Annotated in this window: 13 protein-coding genes and 7 tRNA genes; 19 read left to right on the top strand and 1 reads right to left on the bottom strand. The window is 52.7% G+C overall.

What is annotated here, in order from left to right:
- The first annotated feature begins 29 nt into the window (after window positions 1–29).
- The 8 genes from asnB to HMPREF1144_RS01200 all read left to right on the top strand — a co-directional run bounded on the left by asnB (window position 30) and on the right by HMPREF1144_RS01200 (window position 2,698).
- On the top strand, window positions 30–1,691 hold the full coding sequence (gene asnB / locus HMPREF1144_RS01235) for an asparagine synthase B (RefSeq protein ID WP_004130452.1): 1,662 nt from the start codon (window positions 30–32) through the stop codon (window positions 1,689–1,691).
- Between the two features lie 229 nt (window positions 1,692–1,920).
- Window positions 1,921–1,997: transfer RNA gene (locus HMPREF1144_RS01230), tRNA-Met, on the top strand.
- 8 nt (window positions 1,998–2,005) lie between these two features.
- A tRNA-Leu gene (locus HMPREF1144_RS01225) sits at window positions 2,006–2,090 on the top strand.
- Window positions 2,091–2,124: 34 nt separating this feature from the next.
- A tRNA-Gln gene (locus HMPREF1144_RS01220) sits at window positions 2,125–2,199 on the top strand.
- A 34-nt stretch (window positions 2,200–2,233) separates the two neighbouring features.
- Window positions 2,234–2,308, top strand: a tRNA-Gln gene (locus HMPREF1144_RS01215).
- Window positions 2,309–2,329: 21 nt separating this feature from the next.
- A tRNA-Met gene (locus HMPREF1144_RS01210) sits at window positions 2,330–2,406 on the top strand.
- Between the two features lie 45 nt (window positions 2,407–2,451).
- Window positions 2,452–2,526, top strand: a tRNA-Gln gene (locus tag HMPREF1144_RS01205).
- 97 nt (window positions 2,527–2,623) lie between these two features.
- Window positions 2,624–2,698, top strand: a tRNA-Gln gene (locus tag HMPREF1144_RS01200).
- 107 nt (window positions 2,699–2,805) lie between these two features.
- Here the strand turns inward: HMPREF1144_RS01200 and ubiF are convergent.
- Window positions 2,806–3,981 carry a 3-demethoxyubiquinol 3-hydroxylase gene (gene ubiF, locus HMPREF1144_RS01195; protein WP_004848829.1) on the bottom strand — a complete coding sequence of 392 codons (1,176 nt, stop codon included), beginning with the start codon at window positions 3,979–3,981 and terminating at the stop codon, window positions 2,806–2,808.
- A 208-nt stretch (window positions 3,982–4,189) separates the two neighbouring features.
- Between ubiF and miaB the strand changes: the two genes are divergently transcribed.
- The 11 genes from miaB to HMPREF1144_RS01140 all read left to right on the top strand — a co-directional run bounded on the left by miaB (window position 4,190) and on the right by HMPREF1144_RS01140 (window position 17,261).
- Window positions 4,190–5,614, top strand: a complete 1,425-nt coding sequence (miaB, locus tag HMPREF1144_RS01190) for a tRNA (N6-isopentenyl adenosine(37)-C2)-methylthiotransferase MiaB (protein WP_004848827.1) — start codon at window positions 4,190–4,192, stop codon at window positions 5,612–5,614.
- 144 nt (window positions 5,615–5,758) lie between these two features.
- Window positions 5,759–6,805: a PhoH family protein gene (locus HMPREF1144_RS01185; RefSeq protein ID WP_004134159.1), complete on the top strand. Its 1,047-nt coding sequence runs from the start codon at window positions 5,759–5,761 to the stop codon at window positions 6,803–6,805.
- The gene (gene ybeY, locus HMPREF1144_RS01180) at window positions 6,802–7,269 is read left to right on the top strand and encodes an rRNA maturation RNase YbeY (RefSeq protein ID WP_004848824.1); all 468 of its coding nucleotides are present in this window, start codon (window positions 6,802–6,804) and stop codon (window positions 7,267–7,269) included. The genes HMPREF1144_RS01185 and ybeY overlap by 4 nt, the downstream gene beginning before the upstream one ends.
- 98 nt (window positions 7,270–7,367) lie before the next feature.
- Window positions 7,368–8,246 (top strand): CNNM family magnesium/cobalt transport protein CorC, encoded by an 879-nt coding sequence (corC, locus tag HMPREF1144_RS01175; RefSeq protein ID WP_004130445.1) that lies wholly within the window; start codon window positions 7,368–7,370, stop codon window positions 8,244–8,246.
- 22 nt (window positions 8,247–8,268) lie between these two features.
- Entirely contained in the window at window positions 8,269–9,807 is a 1,539-nt protein-coding gene (gene lnt / locus HMPREF1144_RS01170; protein WP_004848822.1) for an apolipoprotein N-acyltransferase, read from the top strand.
- Window positions 9,808–10,164: 357 nt separating this feature from the next.
- Window positions 10,165–11,076: an amino acid ABC transporter substrate-binding protein gene (locus HMPREF1144_RS01165; protein ID WP_004848819.1), complete on the top strand. Its 912-nt coding sequence runs from the start codon at window positions 10,165–10,167 to the stop codon at window positions 11,074–11,076.
- Window positions 11,077–11,239: 163 nt separating this feature from the next.
- Complete coding sequence (locus HMPREF1144_RS01160; protein ID WP_004848818.1) at window positions 11,240–11,980, top strand: amino acid ABC transporter permease; 741 nt, start codon at window positions 11,240–11,242, stop codon at window positions 11,978–11,980.
- Window positions 11,980–12,654 carry a glutamate/aspartate ABC transporter permease GltK gene (gene gltK / locus HMPREF1144_RS01155; RefSeq protein WP_004848815.1) on the top strand — a complete coding sequence of 225 codons (675 nt, stop codon included), beginning with the start codon at window positions 11,980–11,982 and terminating at the stop codon, window positions 12,652–12,654. Before HMPREF1144_RS01160 ends, gltK begins: the two co-directional genes overlap by 1 nt.
- Window positions 12,654–13,379 (top strand): amino acid ABC transporter ATP-binding protein, encoded by a 726-nt coding sequence (locus HMPREF1144_RS01150; RefSeq protein ID WP_004848813.1) that lies wholly within the window; start codon window positions 12,654–12,656, stop codon window positions 13,377–13,379. The genes gltK and HMPREF1144_RS01150 overlap by 1 nt, the downstream gene beginning before the upstream one ends.
- 372 nt (window positions 13,380–13,751) lie before the next feature.
- Complete coding sequence (locus HMPREF1144_RS01145; RefSeq protein ID WP_009651676.1) at window positions 13,752–15,419, top strand: ShlB/FhaC/HecB family hemolysin secretion/activation protein; 1,668 nt, start codon at window positions 13,752–13,754, stop codon at window positions 15,417–15,419.
- A gap of 54 nt (window positions 15,420–15,473) precedes the next feature.
- Complete coding sequence (locus HMPREF1144_RS01140; RefSeq protein ID WP_004848808.1) at window positions 15,474–17,261, top strand: filamentous hemagglutinin N-terminal domain-containing protein; 1,788 nt, start codon at window positions 15,474–15,476, stop codon at window positions 17,259–17,261.
- The last annotated feature ends 165 nt before the right edge of the window (window positions 17,262–17,426 follow it).

The following is a 17,426-nucleotide window of genomic DNA, read 5'->3' as shown; positions in this document are numbered from 1 at the left end:
TCAAACAAGACAGGGTAACGGAGAAGGCTATGTGTTCGATTTTTGGCGTACTGGATATTAAAACTGACGCGGGTGAGCTGCGTAAAAAGGCACTGGAGCTTTCCCGACTGATGCGCCACCGTGGTCCGGACTGGTCCGGCGTCTATGCTTGTGATAAAGCCATCCTGGCGCATGAACGCCTGTCGATCGTCGACGTCAATGCCGGCGCGCAGCCGCTGTATAACGCCGCTAAAACTCACGCTCTCGCCGTCAACGGTGAAATCTACAACCACCAGGCGCTGCGCGCGGAATACGGCGACCGCTATGCGTTCCAGACCGGTTCCGACTGCGAAGTTATCCTCGCGCTGTATCAGGAAAAAGGCCCGGACTTCCTCGACGATTTGCAGGGGATGTTTGCTTTCGCTCTCTACGACAGCGAAAAAGACGCGTATCTGATTGGTCGCGACCACATCGGCATCATCCCGCTGTATATGGGTCACGACGAACATGGTAACTTCTACGTTGCCTCTGAAATGAAAGCGCTGGTTCCCGTTTGCCGCACGATTAAAGAGTTCCCGGCAGGCAGCTACCTGTGGAGCAAAGATGGCGAAATCCGCGAGTACTACCAGCGCGACTGGTTCGACTACGACGCGGTCAAAGACAATGTCACGGACAAAAACGAACTGCGTCAGGCGCTGGAAGAGTCGGTGAAAAGCCACCTGATGTCCGATGTTCCGTACGGCGTACTGCTCTCCGGCGGCCTGGATTCATCGGTGATTTCCGCCATCACCAAAAAATATGCCGCGCGCCGCGTCGAAGATCAGGAAAAATCAGAAGCCTGGTGGCCGCAGCTGCACTCCTTCGCCGTCGGCCTGGAGGGCGCCCCCGATCTGAAAGCCGCGCAGGAAGTGGCTAACCATCTGGGTACCGTGCACCACGAGATCCACTTTACGGTGCAGGAAGGCCTGGACGCGATTCGCGATGTTATCTATCACATTGAAACCTACGACGTGACGACGATTCGCGCGTCAACGCCAATGTATCTGATGTCGCGTAAAATCAAAGCCATGGGCATCAAAATGGTGCTGTCCGGCGAAGGTTCTGACGAAGTATTTGGCGGCTACCTCTATTTCCATAAAGCGCCCAACGCCAAAGAGCTGCACGAAGAGACCGTGCGCAAACTGCAGGCGCTGCATATGTTTGACTGCGCTCGCGCCAACAAAGCGATGTCCGCCTGGGGCGTTGAAGCGCGCGTCCCGTTCCTGGATAAAAAATTCCTCGACGTGGCAATGCGTATTAACCCGCAGGATAAAATGTGCGGCAACGGTAAAATGGAAAAACATGTCCTGCGTGAATGTTTTGAATCTTACCTGCCGGCGAGCGTCGCCTGGCGCCAGAAAGAACAGTTCTCTGACGGCGTTGGTTACAGCTGGATCGATACCTTAAAAGAAGTGGCCGCTGAACAGATTTCCGATCAGCAGTTGGAAACCGCCAGCTTCCGCTTCCCGTACAACACGCCTTCCTCGAAAGAAGCGTATCTGTACCGTGAGATTTTCGAAGAGCTGTTCCCGGTACCGAGCGCGGCCGAATGCGTTCCTGGCGGCCCTTCCGTCGCATGCTCTTCAGCAAAAGCGATTGAGTGGGACGAATCTTTCAAAAAAATGAACGATCCGTCGGGACGCGCGGTTGGCGTACACCAGTCGGCCTACTAACCGACGCTGTTTTCAAAACGGACTCTTCGGGGTCCGTTTTTGTTTTGTGCCTTATTTAAGCCGTTAAAAACGATAAATAACCAATAATTGCCGATTATTGCACCACGCTGTTCGCAACCTAACCAAACAGTTACGTTCAGTCCATTTTCGATGAAAAAGGGGTTGACGCTTCAAGGCTCAATACGCATAATGCGCCCCGCAACGCCGATAAGGTAACGCGCAAAAAGATGGCTACGTAGCTCAGCTGGTTAGAGCACATCACTCATAATGATGGGGTCACAGGTTCAAATCCCGTCGTAGCCACCATCTTTTTTGCGGGAGTGGCGAAATTGGTAGACGCACCAGATTTAGGTTCTGGCGCCGCAAGGTGTGCGAGTTCAAGTCTCGCCTCCCGCACCATTTACTCGTTCGCGTTGCGGTAAAAGATTTTTGTTGGGGTATCGCCAAGCGGTAAGGCACCGGTTTTTGATACCGGCATTCCCTGGTTCGAATCCAGGTACCCCAGCCATATTTTCGATGTTTGCGGTTCACCGCGACGGTATTGGGGTATCGCCAAGCGGTAAGGCACCGGTTTTTGATACCGGCATTCCCTGGTTCGAATCCAGGTACCCCAGCCATCGAAAATAGAGTAAGATTTTGGCTACGTAGCTCAGCTGGTTAGAGCACATCACTCATAATGATGGGGTCACAGGTTCGAATCCCGTCGTAGCCACCATACAAGGGAATTATTGATTCAGTTCGATAAATCCAAAAGAATTGTTGGGGTATCGCCAAGCGGTAAGGCTCTGGTTTCTGATACCAGCATTCCGAGGTTCGAATCCTCGTACCCCAGCCAATTTTAAAAGTCGCCCACGCTGTGCGCGCACCCGTTGGAGTATATCCAGGCGCTAAGCCACCGGTTTGACCCCGGTACGAAATGGTCAACGTAAAATTGGGGTATCGCCAAGCGGTAAGGCACCGGATTCTGATTCCGGCATTCCGAGGTTCGAATCCTCGTACCCCAGCCAACAAAAAGCAAAAAGCTCGCTTCGGCGGGCTTTTTGCTTTATGGATTTTAGCTACGCCTGTTAGCATACCTACCCGGCCGCGCCTTCGCCAGCCGGGTCGTCCAGCGTTACAATCCCAACGCGTATTTCAACGCCTGACGCTTCAGTCCGCCGGCGCGCTCGGCCGCCATCAGCCCAATGTTTCTCAGCATACGCACCGGGGGCAGATCGTTGCTAAACCCGGCATAAAACAGATCCATCCCAGACTGCATAATAAAGTTGTCCGCCTGACGTCGCGTCTGGTAGCGCTTAAGTACCGGCAGGCTGGCCCACTCTTCGCCGTGGGCTTTTGCTCTGCCAAGAATATCGAGCAGCGCATCGACATCGCGATAGCCGAGGTTAACCCCCTGCCCCGCCAGCGGATGAATGGTGTGCGCAGCATCGCCCACCAGCGCCAGCCCCGGCTTAACATACTGCAATGCGTGGCGGCGGGTGAGCGGGAAGGCGCCCGCGCTCAGCGGCGTAATCTCTCCCAGCCGCGACGGGAAGTGGCGAGTAATTTCCTGCTGTAGCTGAGCCATACTCATGCCCTGCAGCTGGCGGATCCGCGCTGGCGCGTCGTACCACACCAGCGAGGCCCAATGATCGAACAGCGGTAAAAACGCGCGCGGCCCCGCCGGAGTGAACTGCTGCCAGGTGCTGTCGCCGGGATCGTCCGCACACTGTACGCTGATCAACATACAGGATTGCTGATACTGCCACGCGTGGATGCCGATTCCGGCCAGCTGACGCACCTGCGAACTGGCGCCGTCCGCGCCCACCACCAGCCGCGCATCAAGCTGGCTGCCGTCGGTCAGCGTTAAGGTGGTGTACGTTTCTCCCCGCCGCATCTCCTGGAGCGATGTCCCCACCTGCAGCAATATGCGCTCATGGGCTTCCAGCGCCTGCCACAGGGCTCGCTGCAGGACGTTATTCTCCACCATATAGCCCAGTTCCGGCAGCTTCAGCTCCGCGGCGTTGAAGACAACATGAGCGCTTTCCCACTCCCAGGTTTCTAGCTGGCGGTAGGCATGGGCGCGCATGGACCGCACGCTGTCCCAGACGCCGAGGCCTCTCAGCAGCCCTACCGATGATGCGCTGATTGCCGAAATGCGCACGTCAGGCGGTGAAGACGCATCAAAAACCGGTGGCGCGTTTTTTTCAATGACCGTCACCGTAAAGCCCTGCTGCGCCAGGCCAAGCGCGAGGGCGCCGCCAACCATCCCGCCGCCGACGATAACGACATCTGTTGCATGAATTGTCATGGCTATTATCCTTAAACCCGAATCCCCTCAGTTTACCGGATTTTTATTCGGCTTGTGGTGATTACGGTCGTACTGGTCAGGGCGCGGTCAAAGCATTACAATACGCGCCCTGCAATCCTGGCTTTATATCCGTCACCCTTCACATTGCAGAGCAACATCCGGTGAAGACGCTGACTTTGGGTATACCTAATTAAGCATGAGCAAGTCGATGACAAAAAAACTCCATATTAAAACCTGGGGCTGTCAGATGAACGAATACGATTCATCAAAGATGGCCGATCTGCTGGATGCCACCCACGGGTATCAACTCACTGAAGTGGCGGAAGAAGCGGATGTGCTGCTGCTCAATACCTGCTCAATCCGTGAGAAGGCTCAGGAAAAAGTATTCCATCAGCTAGGACGCTGGAAGCTGCTGAAAGAGAAGAATCCCAACCTGATCATTGGCGTCGGGGGCTGCGTGGCCTCTCAGGAAGGCGACCATATTCGCCAGCGCGCCCACTACGTCGATATTATTTTTGGGCCGCAGACCCTGCACCGTCTGCCGGAAATGATCAACTCGGTACGAGGCAACCGCAGCCCGGTCGTCGATATCAGCTTCCCGGAAATCGAAAAATTCGACCGCCTGCCGGAACCGCGCGCCGAAGGTCCAAGCGCCTTTGTTTCCATCATGGAAGGCTGCAACAAGTATTGCACCTACTGCGTGGTGCCTTATACCCGCGGTGAGGAAGTGAGCCGTCCAAGCGACGATATCCTGTTTGAAATCGCCCAGCTTGCGGCTCAGGGCGTGCGTGAAGTCAACCTGCTCGGGCAGAACGTAAACGCCTGGCGCGGGGAAAACTATGACGGCACCACCGGTAGCTTTGCCGATCTCCTGCGTCTGGTTGCGGCGATCGACGGTATCGACCGGATCCGCTTTACCACTAGCCATCCCATCGAGTTCACCGACGATATCATCGAGGTTTACCGCGATACGCCTGAGCTGGTCAGCTTCCTGCACCTGCCGGTACAGAGCGGCTCCGACCGCGTGCTGAACCTGATGGGCCGAACCCACACGGCGCTGGAATATAAAGCGATTATCCGCAAACTGCGCGCGGCGCGTCCGGATATTCAGATCAGCTCCGACTTCATCGTCGGCTTCCCTGGCGAAACCACCCAGGATTTCGAGCAGACCATGAAGCTGATTGCCGATGTGAATTTCGATATGAGCTACAGCTTCATCTTCTCCGCGCGCCCGGGAACGCCGGCGGCCGATATGGTCGATGACGTACCGGAAGAGGACAAAAAGCAGCGTCTGTATATTCTCCAGGAGCGCATCAACCAGCAGGCGATGGCCTGGAGCCGCCGTATGCTCGGCACCGTGCAGCGCATTCTGGTGGAAGGCACCTCACGTAAGAGCATCATGGAGCTGTCTGGCCGCACCGAAAATAACCGCGTGGTGAACTTCGAAGGCTCGCCTGAGATGATCGGCAAGTTTGTTGATGTCGAGATCACCGATGTCTGGACAAACTCCCTGCGCGGTAAAGTGGTGCGCACCGAGGACGAAATGGGTCTGCGCATCGCGGAAACCCCGGAGTCGGTGATTGCCCGCACCCGTAAAGAAAACGATCTTGGCGTCGGTACCTACCAGCCATAATCCGTTCAGGCCTGCCGGCTCCGGCAGGCCTTGTATTTCCTCTCCTGAGCCCAATATCTATAGCGATGCTTGCGCCATATTCCGATGACGTGAATAATTTCCTGACCGGCTACCTTCCGGCTATCTATGTATAAGAGGAACAGTTTGAATACAGACACTCGCGAAATCACCCTTGAGCCCGCGGACAACGCCCGTCTGCTGAGCCTGTGCGGCCCGTTTGATGACAACATTAAACAGCTGGAACGCCGTCTCGGTATCGAGATTAACCGTCGTGACAACCACTTTAAACTGACCGGTCGGCCGATTTGCGTCACCGCTGCGGCGGATATCCTGCGCAGTCTGTACGTCGATACCGCGCCGATGCGCGGCGAAATCCAGGATATTGAACCGGAACAAATTCATCTGGCGATCAAAGAAGCCCGCGTGCTGGAGCAGAGCGCCGAAAGCGTGCCGGACTACGGTAAGGCCATCAATATCAAAACCAAGCGCGGCGTGATTAAGCCGCGTACGCCGAATCAGGCGCAGTACATCGCCAATATTCTCGACCACGACATTACCTTCGGCGTCGGACCTGCCGGGACCGGGAAAACCTACCTGGCGGTCGCCGCCGCGGTAGACGCGCTGGAGCGCCAGGAGATCCGCCGTATTCTTCTGACCCGTCCGGCGGTTGAGGCCGGCGAAAAACTGGGCTTCCTGCCCGGCGACTTGAGCCAGAAAGTCGATCCGTATCTGCGTCCCCTTTACGACGCGCTGTTCGAGATGCTCGGCTTCGAGAAAGTGGAAAAGTTGATTGAGCGCAACGTGATTGAAGTCGCGCCGCTGGCCTATATGCGCGGCCGTACGCTGAACGATGCGTTTATCATTCTCGACGAAAGCCAGAACACGACCATTGAACAGATGAAAATGTTCCTGACCCGTATCGGCTTCAACTCTAAGGCGGTCATTACCGGCGACGTCACGCAGATTGACCTGCCACGCAGCACCAAATCGGGCCTGCGCCACGCGATTGAAGTGCTGGCGGAAGTCGATGAGATCAGCTTCAACTTCTTCCATAGCGAAGACGTCGTGCGCCACCCGGTGGTGGCTCGCATCGTTAACGCCTATGAAGCCTGGGAAGAAGCAGACCAGAAACGTAAAGCAGAACTGGCCGCCGAGCGCAAACGCGAAGCCCAGGAACAGGAGCATAAATGAGTCAGGTCATTCTCGATTTACAGCTGGCTTGCGAAGATAACAGCGGAATGCCGGATGAAGCCCTGTTTCAGCGCTGGGTCGATAGCGTTATTCCGCCGTTTCAGGAAGAGTCGGAGCTGACGATCCGCCTGGTTGATGAAGCGGAAAGCCACGAGCTGAACCTGACCTATCGCGGGAAGGACAAACCGACTAACGTGCTCTCTTTCCCGTTCGAAGCCCCGCCGGGTATCGAAATGCCGCTGCTTGGCGACCTGGTCATCTGCCGTCAGGTGGTTGAACAGGAAGCGAAAGAGCAAGGTAAACCGCTGGAAGCGCACTGGGCGCATATGGTGGTCCACGGTAGCCTGCATCTTTTGGGCTATGACCACATCATTGATGAAGAAGCGGAAGAGATGGAATCCCTCGAAACAGAGATAATGCTTGCTCTGGGCTATGAGGATCCGTACATTGCCGAGAAGGAATAACCCGTTGCCGGCTTTGCCGGCGACTGGCCGCTATGCCGGGCGCTGAGTATACGCGTGACGAGCGACTATTTAACTAACATGAGAACCCATACGACGCCATGAGCGACGACAATTCACACAGTAGCGACACAGTAAACAGCAAAAAGGGATTCTTCTCCCTGTTACTCAGCCAGCTCTTTCACGGTGAACCCAAGAATCGTGACGAACTGCTGGCGCTGATCCGTGATTCCGGGCAAAACGACCTTATCGACGAAGATACGCGCGATATGCTCGAAGGGGTAATGGATATCGCCGACCAGCGCGTTCGCGACATCATGATCCCCCGCTCGCAGATGATTACCCTGAAACGCAACCAGACGCTGGACGAGTGCCTCGATGTGATCATCGAATCGGCCCACTCGCGTTTCCCGGTGATCAGCGAAGATAAAGATCACATCGAAGGGATTCTGATGGCCAAAGATTTGCTGCCGTTTATGCGCAGCGATGCCGAAGCCTTCAGCATGGAAAAAGTGTTGCGTCCGGCGGTTGTCGTGCCCGAGAGCAAGCGGGTTGATCGCATGCTGAAGGAGTTTCGCTCCCAACGTTATCATATGGCTATCGTTATCGATGAGTTTGGCGGCGTCTCAGGCCTGGTGACCATTGAAGACATCCTTGAGCTCATCGTCGGTGAAATAGAAGACGAATACGACGAAGAAGAAGATATCGATTTCCGTCAGCTGAGCCGCCACACGTGGACGGTGCGCGCGCTGGCCTCAATCGAAGATTTCAACGAAGCGTACGGCACCCACTTCAGCGATGAAGAGGTCGACACCATCGGCGGTCTGGTCATGCAGGCGTTTGGTCATCTGCCTGCCCGCGGCGAGTCTATCGACATTGATGGTTACCAATTCAAGGTCGCAATGGCTGACAGTCGACGTATTATTCAGGTACATGTAAAGCTTCCTGATGATGCCCCGCAGCCAAAGCTGGAAGACTAATCCAACGGGACGATTAACCTAAATGGTATTTGCCTCTCTTATTGAACGCCAGCGCGTACGTTTGCTGCTGGCGCTGTTATTCGGAGCCAGCGGAACGCTGGCTTTTTCACCTTATGACTTCTGGCCCGCAGCGATTATTTCGTTAATTGGCCTGCAAGGTTTAACCCTCAACCGACGTCCCCTGCAAAGCGCCGCGATTGGCTATTTCTGGGGATTAGGGCTATTCGGCTCCGGTATTAACTGGGTCTACGTGAGCATCGCGCAGTTCGGCGGTATGCCCGGTCCGGTCAACGTTTTCCTGGTGGTTCTGCTGGCGGCCTATCTGTCGCTCTATACCGGATTATTTGCCGGCATTCTTTCGCGCCTGTGGCCGAAAACCAGCTGGATACGCGTGGCTATCGCCGCGCCGGTGGTGTGGCAAATCAGCGAATTTCTGCGCGGCTGGGTGCTCACCGGCTTCCCGTGGCTACAGTTCGGCTACAGTCAGATTGACGGCCCGCTAAAAGGCCTGGCGCCCGTGATGGGCGTTGAGGCGATTAACTTCCTGCTGATGCTCGTTAGCGGCCTGCTGGTATTGGCTATCGCGCAGCGTAACTGGAAGCCGCTGATCGCCGCCTTCGTCCTGTTCGCCCTGCCCTTCCCGCTTCGCTACATTCAGTGGTATCAACCGCTGCCGGCGCGCGCGACCACGGTTTCGCTGGTACAGGGCAATATCCCCCAGGCGATGAAATGGGATCAGAATCAGCTACTCAACACCCTGAAAACCTATCTGGATCTCACCCAGCCGCATATGGGTAAATCGCAGCTGATCGTCTGGCCGGAGTCCGCGATTCCGGATCTGGAAATTAACCAGCAGCGCTTCCTCAGCATGATGGACGACCTGATGCGGTCGAAAAATAGCTCGCTGATCACCGGCATCGTCGATGCGCGTCTGAACGCGCGGAATCGCTACGATACGTACAACACCATTATTACGCTGGGCAAAGATAACCCGTACAGCTACGACTCAAAGAATCGCTACAACAAGAATCATCTGGTGCCGTTTGGTGAGTTTGTGCCGCTGGAATCGATTCTGCGTCCGCTGGCGCCGTTCTTCGACCTGCCAATGTCCTCTTTCAGCCGCGGGCCGTACGTGCAGCCGCAACTGGTGGCGCATAATATGCGTCTGACGGCGGCCATCTGCTACGAAATCATTCTTGGCGAGCAGGTTCGGGATAACTTCCGCCCGGATACGGATTTCCTGTTAACCATTTCGAATGACGCATGGTTCGGCAAATCTATCGGCCCGTGGCAGCACTTCCAGATGGCGCGAATGCGCGCGCTGGAGCTGGCCCGTCCGCTGCTGCGCAGCACCAATAACGGCATTACCGCGGTCATCGGCCCACGCGGTGAAATACAGGAGATGATCCCGCAGTTCACCCGCGCCGTATTAACCACCAAAGTGACCCCAACGGCAGGACTGACGCCGTACGCGCGTACGGGGAACTGGCCGCTGTGGGCGTTAACCGCCTTGTTTGGCTTTGCTGCGCTGCTGATGAGCCTGCGCCAGCGTCGTCAATAATTACTTCTCCCGCGGCGGCATTCGTCGCCGCGGTCATCTCCCCTTCTTATCCATTCTGGCACGACCATTGCTTAATAAATTCATGTCGCAACGCGATCCTCGGGGGTACAACCCGGTTGCACCACCATCGATCGTCAGGCGGCGCCATTTTGGTGCAATGGGGGATTTTTGCCTTTAAATGGTGCGGTGCGCTTCGCAAAAATCAACAATATAAGAGCAAAATCTTTACATTAAGCCAAACTAAATGCTAACAAACACATACAAATGCTGCGCGCAAAGACGGCAGCGATAAAAAAGCACATACATTCACAATGGGTATCAATAGCGTCTGACGGCGCTGAGGATAAGGAGTCGGATATGCAATTACGTAAACTGGCCGCAGCAATGCTGGTCATGGGCCTCACCGCTGGGGTGGCGCATGCAGAAGATGCGGCATCCACCGCAGGTCAGAGCACTCTGGATAAAATTGCCAAAAACGGCGTTATCGTCGTCGGTCACCGTGAATCATCCGTTCCGTTCTCTTACTATGACAACAAGCAGCAGGTCGTTGGCTACTCTCAGGACTATTCGAATGCGATCGTTGATGCCATCAAGAAGAAGCTGAACAAACCGGATCTGCAGGTCAAACTGATCCCGGTCACCTCACAAAACCGTATTCCGCTGCTGCAAAACGGCACGTATGATTTCGAATGCGGCTCCACCACCAACAACCTTGAACGCCAGAAACAGGCGGCCTTCTCCGATACAATCTTCGTCGTCGGTACTCGTCTGCTGGTGAAAAAAGGTGGCGCGATTAAAGATTTCCCGGATCTGAAGGATAAAGCCGTCGTCGTCACCTCCGGCACCACCTCCGAAATTCTGCTGCACAAGCTGAACGACGAGAAAAAAATGAATATGCGTATTATCAGCGCAAAAGATCACGGTGACTCTTTCCGTACTCTGGAGAGCGGTCGCGCGGTGGCCTTTATGATGGATGACGCGCTGCTGGCGGGCGAACGTGCGAAAGCGAAGAAACCGGATAACTGGGAGATTGTCGGTACCGCTCAGTCTCAGGAAGCCTACGGCTGCATGCTGCGCAAAGATGACCCGCAGTTCAAAACGCTGGTCGATGAGACGGTCGCCCAGGTTCAGACCTCCGGTGAAGCCGAAAAATGGTTCGATAAGTGGTTTAAAAATCCTATTCCGCCAAAGAACCTGAATATGAACTTTGAACTCTCTGACGAGATGAAAGCGCTGTTCAAATCACCTAACGACAAAGCTCTTAACTAATTAAAAAAACAAAGGGCGGGGAATCCTGCCCTCCCGATTGTTGCCACGGCGCGGACAGACTATACGGCGGCTGGTCGTTCCCCAGCGGCCGCGAATACCGAAACAGGCTGAGCAATAATCTTCGAGGGTAGCGCTGCTACCCTTTTTTTTCCAGGAGTCATTTATGTCAATAGACTGGAACTGGGGGATATTCCTGCAACAGGCCCCGTTCGGCAACACCACCTATTTAGGCTGGCTGTGGAGTGGTTTTCAGATAACCGTCACCCTGTCGGTAACGGCCTGGATTATCGCGTTCTTTGTGGGTTCGCTCTTCGGTATTCTCCGTACGGTCCCGAACCGTCTGCTGTCGACTATCGGCACCTGCTACGTTGAACTTTTTCGTAACGTTCCGCTTATCGTTCAGTTTTTCACCTGGTATCTGGTGGTGCCTGAACTGCTGCCGGAAAACCTCGGCATGTGGTTTAAGTCCGAGCTGGATCCGAATATTCAGTTTTTCGTTTCTTCGATGCTGTGTCTGGGATTGTTTACCGCCGCGCGCGTCTGCGAGCAGGTTCGTTCCGGTATTCAATCCCTGCCGCGCGGCCAGAAAAACGCCGGGCTGGCGATGGGGCTAACGCTCCCGCAAACCTACCGTTACGTTCTGCTGCCTAATGCCTATCGCGTTATCGTGCCGCCAATGACCTCTGAAATGATGAACCTGGTGAAAAACTCGGCCATCGCTTCCACCATTGGTCTTGCCGATATGGCCGCGCAGGCGGGCAAGCTGCTGGACTACTCGGCCCATGCCTGGGAGTCGTTTACCGCTATCACCCTCGCCTACGTGTTTATCAACGCCGTTATTATGCTGATCATGTACGTGGTCGAACGTAAAGTCCGCCTGCCGGGCAATATGGGGGGTAAATAATGTACGATTTTGACTGGAGCTCCATTATTCCTTCCATGCCGTACCTGCTGGCAGGGCTGGTGATTACCTTAAAAATTACCGTGACCGCGATTGTTGTCGGGATTGTCTGGGGGACGATTCTGGCCGTCATGCGCCTGTCGAGCTTCCTGCCGCTGGCGTGGTTTGCCAAAACCTACGTTAACGTCTTCCGCTCCATTCCGCTGGTGATGGTACTGCTGTGGTTTTATCTGATTGTTCCGGGGTTTCTGCAGAACGTGCTTGGCCTGTCGCCGAAAACCGATATCCGCCTGATTTCAGCGATGATCGCCTTCTCCATGTTTGAAGCGGCCTATTACTCGGAAATTATCCGTGCCGGCATTCAGAGTATCTCGCGCGGCCAGTCCAGCGCCGCGCTGGCGCTGGGCATGACCCACTGGCAATCCATGAAGCTGGTGATTCTGCCGCAGGCCTTCCGCGCCATGGTACCGCTGCTGCTCACGCAGGGCATCGTCCTGTTCCAGGATACCTCGCTGGTTTATGTTCTGAGCCTGGCCGACTTTTTCCGCACCGCCTCAACTATCGGCGAGCGTGATGGAACCCAGGTAGAAATGATCCTGTTCGCAGGCGCCGTATATTTTGTGTTTAGTCTCAGCGCATCGCTGTTGGTCAGCTGGTTGAAGAAAAGGACTGTGTAATGATTACCCTGAAAAATGTTTCAAAATGGTATGGTCACTTTCAGGTGCTGACCGATTGCTCCACGGAAGTGAAAAAAGGCGAAGTGGTGGTGGTCTGCGGGCCTTCGGGTTCGGGTAAATCAACGCTGATTAAAACCGTAAACGGCCTGGAGCCCATTCAGCAAGGTCAAATCATCGTCGACGGCACCACCGTCAACGATAAAAAGACCAACCTGGCCAAACTGCGTTCGCGCGTCGGGATGGTATTCCAGCACTTTGAGCTGTTCCCGCATTTATCGATTATCGAGAACCTCACCCTGGCGCAGGTCAAGGTGCTCAATCGCGACAAAGCCGCCTCCCGGGCGAAAGGGCTTAAGCTGCTGGAACGCGTGGGGCTTTCCGCTCATGCCGAAAAATTCCCCGCCCAGCTCTCGGGCGGCCAACAGCAGCGCGTGGCCATCGCCCGCGCGCTGTGTATGGATCCTATCGCCATGCTGTTTGATGAACCCACTTCCGCGCTGGATCCGGAGATGATTAACGAAGTGCTGGACGTTATGGTTGAACTGGCAAATGAAGGGATGACCATGATGGTGGTCACCCATGAAATGGGCTTTGCGCGTAAGGTAGCCAACCGGGTTATCTTTATGGATGAAGGAAAAATTGTCGAAGACGCCGATAAAGAAGCGTTTTTTGCTAACCCGCAATCTGAACGCGCCAAAGACTTCCTCGCCAAAATTCTGCACTAATCTTCCGGCGTGTACGGTACCGTACACGCCTTTTATCTCTTCCCGCTCCTGTCTCTCTCCATAGTTATGGCAATAGCTTTGCCGCTCTCAAATACGCGTCATAAATATATCCAGCCTCACGCCAAATAATTCACGACCTGAAACGCTCAATTCAACAAAAATTCACTCTTTACATCGTGGATTACATAATCTGTCATAGATAACATGGCGCGAATTTGACAACAACGCTGAGCGCCGGCAGCGGCTTTTTTTTGATTTTAGAAAATTAAGATTCTTAAGATTGAGAACCCGGCTTCGTTAACCCGACTCAGTTAACGCTAAACATTCTTGACAAGGCTATAACGGACGAGTGAAACAAATGGATATTGCTTCGTGAATAATAAAAGTCTCATAACCGCCCTTTATCTTTATATTCTGTTAACCGCATCGACATTGGCGAATGTATCGATTAGCAATACCCATCAGGTGGAACAGGATAAGGCGCGGCAAAGCGCATTGGCACCAGCACAGCAGGAATATTCGGCATCAGGTACAGGATCGCAAAAATATAAACTCGCCTTTCCACTTGAAGCAACCTGCCGATATATCAACCATGTTGAAATTATTTCTGCTGACCACAAGTTGACCCGCGGTCTGCTAGGTAATATCGCTCGCCAGGCAGAAAAAAAGTGCCTGGGTATTGAAGGCATACGTCTACTCACCACAACCTTGCAAAATGAACTCATTGCCCGGGGATATATCACTTCGCTTATTGATGTACCTTCACAATCCCTGAATGATGGCATTCTGAGCATCACGTTGAGCTATGGCTATATCGGTAATATCAGCTGGGCTTCGGGCAATAGCGCGACAACCAGCCTGTGGAATGCCATACCGGCTAAAACAGGGGATATTCTGAAGCTAACCGAACTGGAACAGGGGATGGCTAACTTGCAACGTCTACCCGGCTCATCGGCGCAGATGAAAATCATGCCGGGTAAGAACCATGCGGAAAGCGATATCCAAATCTCCCGGCATCTGGCACGAAACTGGCAAGTAGGCGCATGGCTGGATGATGCAGGAAGCCGTAGCAGCGGGCGTTACCAGGCCGGTGGCGCGCTTTATCTTTATGACCTGACGACGCTAAATGACATTTTCTATTTATCCATGGGGGGCGATGTCGAGTTTAATCAACATAACGATGGCAACCAGAATAAAAGCCTCTATTATTCTATTCCCTTTGGATTTTGGTCACTCAATCTTTACGGTTCACAAAGTGAATATCGTCAGCAGTTCAATGGTAGATACTCCACCATTGAATATAAAAGCAAAAATGATTATGCCAGCGCAACCTTAACGCGTCTAATTTCGCACACCCGCCAGCAAAAAACAACCATAGATGCGCGAATAGCAAAAAGTACCTCACATTATTATTTTGGTGGCAGCGAACTGAACGTTATGCGCAAACAGAATCCTGCCTGGGATATTACGGCACATCATCAGCGATATTTTGCCCATACAATCGTAGATGCCAGCCTGGGCGTACAGCGTAGCCTTCCCTGGCTCAGTTCAATGCCAACTCCGGAGGAAAAAGCCGGTCTGTACAGTAAGCTTTCGCGCATTATTCATGCCGACCTTCAAGCCTTAATGAAGTTTGAATCAACGGGGGATAAATTCAGCTATGCTCCGCATATTAATATACAAATTAGCCCCGATATCTTATCCGCAGATAATAAATTTAATATAGGCAATCGTTGGACGGTACGAGGTTTTGACGGTGAAAGAACCCTTTCAGGAAATCAAGGCTGGTACTGGCGCAATGATTTCATCTGGGATATGCCCGCCCCGGAACGACAGCTGTACTTAGGCATAGACGTTGGACGCATTACAGGAACCGAGCAGTACGGAAATGGCAAAGTCATCTCTGGCGCCACTGCCGGAGTGCGCGGAAGCATCATTGCCACTCAGTATGATTTATTCATAGGAACGCCGCTGGCAAAACCAAACGGTTTTCATACCGATCCTGTCAGCATGGGATTTTCTTTACAATGGAGGTATTAAAGTCATTTTTTCAAATAACCGGTTAATTTTTTTATTTTTAAAGGAATCAGTTAAATGTTTAAATTCAAATTATCCTATGTTGCACTAGCAGCAGCTTTAAGCTCAAGCTTTGTTTATGCCGACCCGAATAGTTATACCCATCTATCAGGCGCCAAGGTTATTGATATTGAAAAACCCAATGCCGCCGGTGTCTCACATAATATGTATCGTGAGTTTAATGTTAATAGTAATGGCGTCGTTCTTAACAATAGCGCCAGCGATCTCACCCACGCGACGTTGGGCAATATTGCGAAAAATAACAATCTTACTAACGGTAGCGCTTCTGTTATTCTTAATGAAGTCACCTCAAACCGTGCAAGCTCGCTGAACGGTTTTATTGAAGTGGCGGGTCAAAGAGCTGATGTTGTTATTGCTAACCCCAATGGTATTTCCTGCTCAGGTTGTAGCTTCATCAACACCAATAAGGCGGTTTTAACGACAGGGAAAGTGACACTTTCCGATACTGGCGCTATCGCCAGCTATAACGTTACCGGTGGTAAACTGTCCATCGAAAAAAACGGAATGAATGCCAGCAATAGCTACGCTGTTCTCCTCGCCGATGCAATAGCCATTAACGGTGCGGTTAATGCGAAGAACGCGATAGTAGGCGCTGGAAACTTTACCTTTGATAACGGCTCAGGTGCAATGACCCCGGCTGGTAAATCTGCGACGGCGCTGCAGACCTTATTCCCTGAATACAGTATCGACATTAGTAATCTGGGCGGCATCAAAGCCAATAGCATTACCATGGTTGGCAATAATTTAGGTTTTGGCGTACGAAATAAAGGCGCGATTGTTGCTAACTCTGGCCTCTCCTTGACTAGCTTAGGTTCACTCACCAACGAAGGCTCTATCGCCAGTAATGGTATGATGACTCAGGTATTCTCTGCAGGCAATTTTAAAAATACGGGAAATATATCCTCGAATAATATCGCCTTACTGAACAGCCTCAGTTCGATAAGCAATAGTGGAACCATTTCCAGCACAGGAAATTTATTAGTCAACGCATCCGGAAATATCGAAAACACGGGTAAATTCAAAGCGGCCTCCACATTGAGCGTAATGACTAACGGTAACCTGAAAACGACATATGGTTCCAATTTACTATCAGATAATCAGTTGACAGTCACTGCCGCCGGTAACATTGAAAACGGAGGCTCGACCAGAGGTAAAAACACAACGGTCACCTTCGGAGGAGACACGCTTAAAGTCACTGGCAATATTTTTGGCTACGATACTCTGCTGGTTCAGGCGAAAATAAATGACCAGATAACATCCGGGGAAATTACCAACGCGGGTACCACCTCCGGCGGCAACGTGACCGTAAAAACCAATGGTACTCTGGCGTTAACCAAAGGTAGCTTTATGGAAGCGACTGATACGCTGACGACAAAAAGCTACTGGCTTAAAAATGAAGGTTATATGGGGGCCGATACGATAGCTATTGATAACTATGTCACCCACAACTATGGGGCTATTGTTGGTAAGGATAATGTTGGCATTAAAACCTATCATGAGTTTTATAATGAAGGCGAAATTTTAAGCTCATCAAATATGACGCTGGATACACAAAATCACGGTAATATTACTAACCGTTCTCACATAGGAGCTGGCGGCACTTTAACCATGTCAGTTAATAAAGTGGTTAACGGAGGATACCGCTGCGGTTTCCTGGGGTGGGCAACCTGTGGCAAAGGCACGATTACCACGACCAATCTGGTTTTAAATTCCTCACATAAATACGCCAGTGAAATGGGCGGCACTCAGCAGTTTAAGAGCGCGACCATTAACACCATCAAATAACATGAAGTTATCATTGAAAATGCGCGTCTTTTTTTAAAAGAAAGTTAATGCTGGTGCTTCGGCACCAGCATTTTTACGCATACAGATGAAAGGGTTAGCCTGCCCTTTAAAAGGAAGGCCAATATATTAACGCGCTTTATATTGGCCCTCGGGCTGGCTTAACGC

This window comes from Klebsiella sp. OBRC7, assembly GCF_000293135.1.
Lineage (GTDB): Bacteria > Pseudomonadota > Gammaproteobacteria > Enterobacterales > Enterobacteriaceae > Klebsiella > Klebsiella michiganensis.
This window is presented reverse-complemented; position numbering and strand designations above follow the sequence as displayed.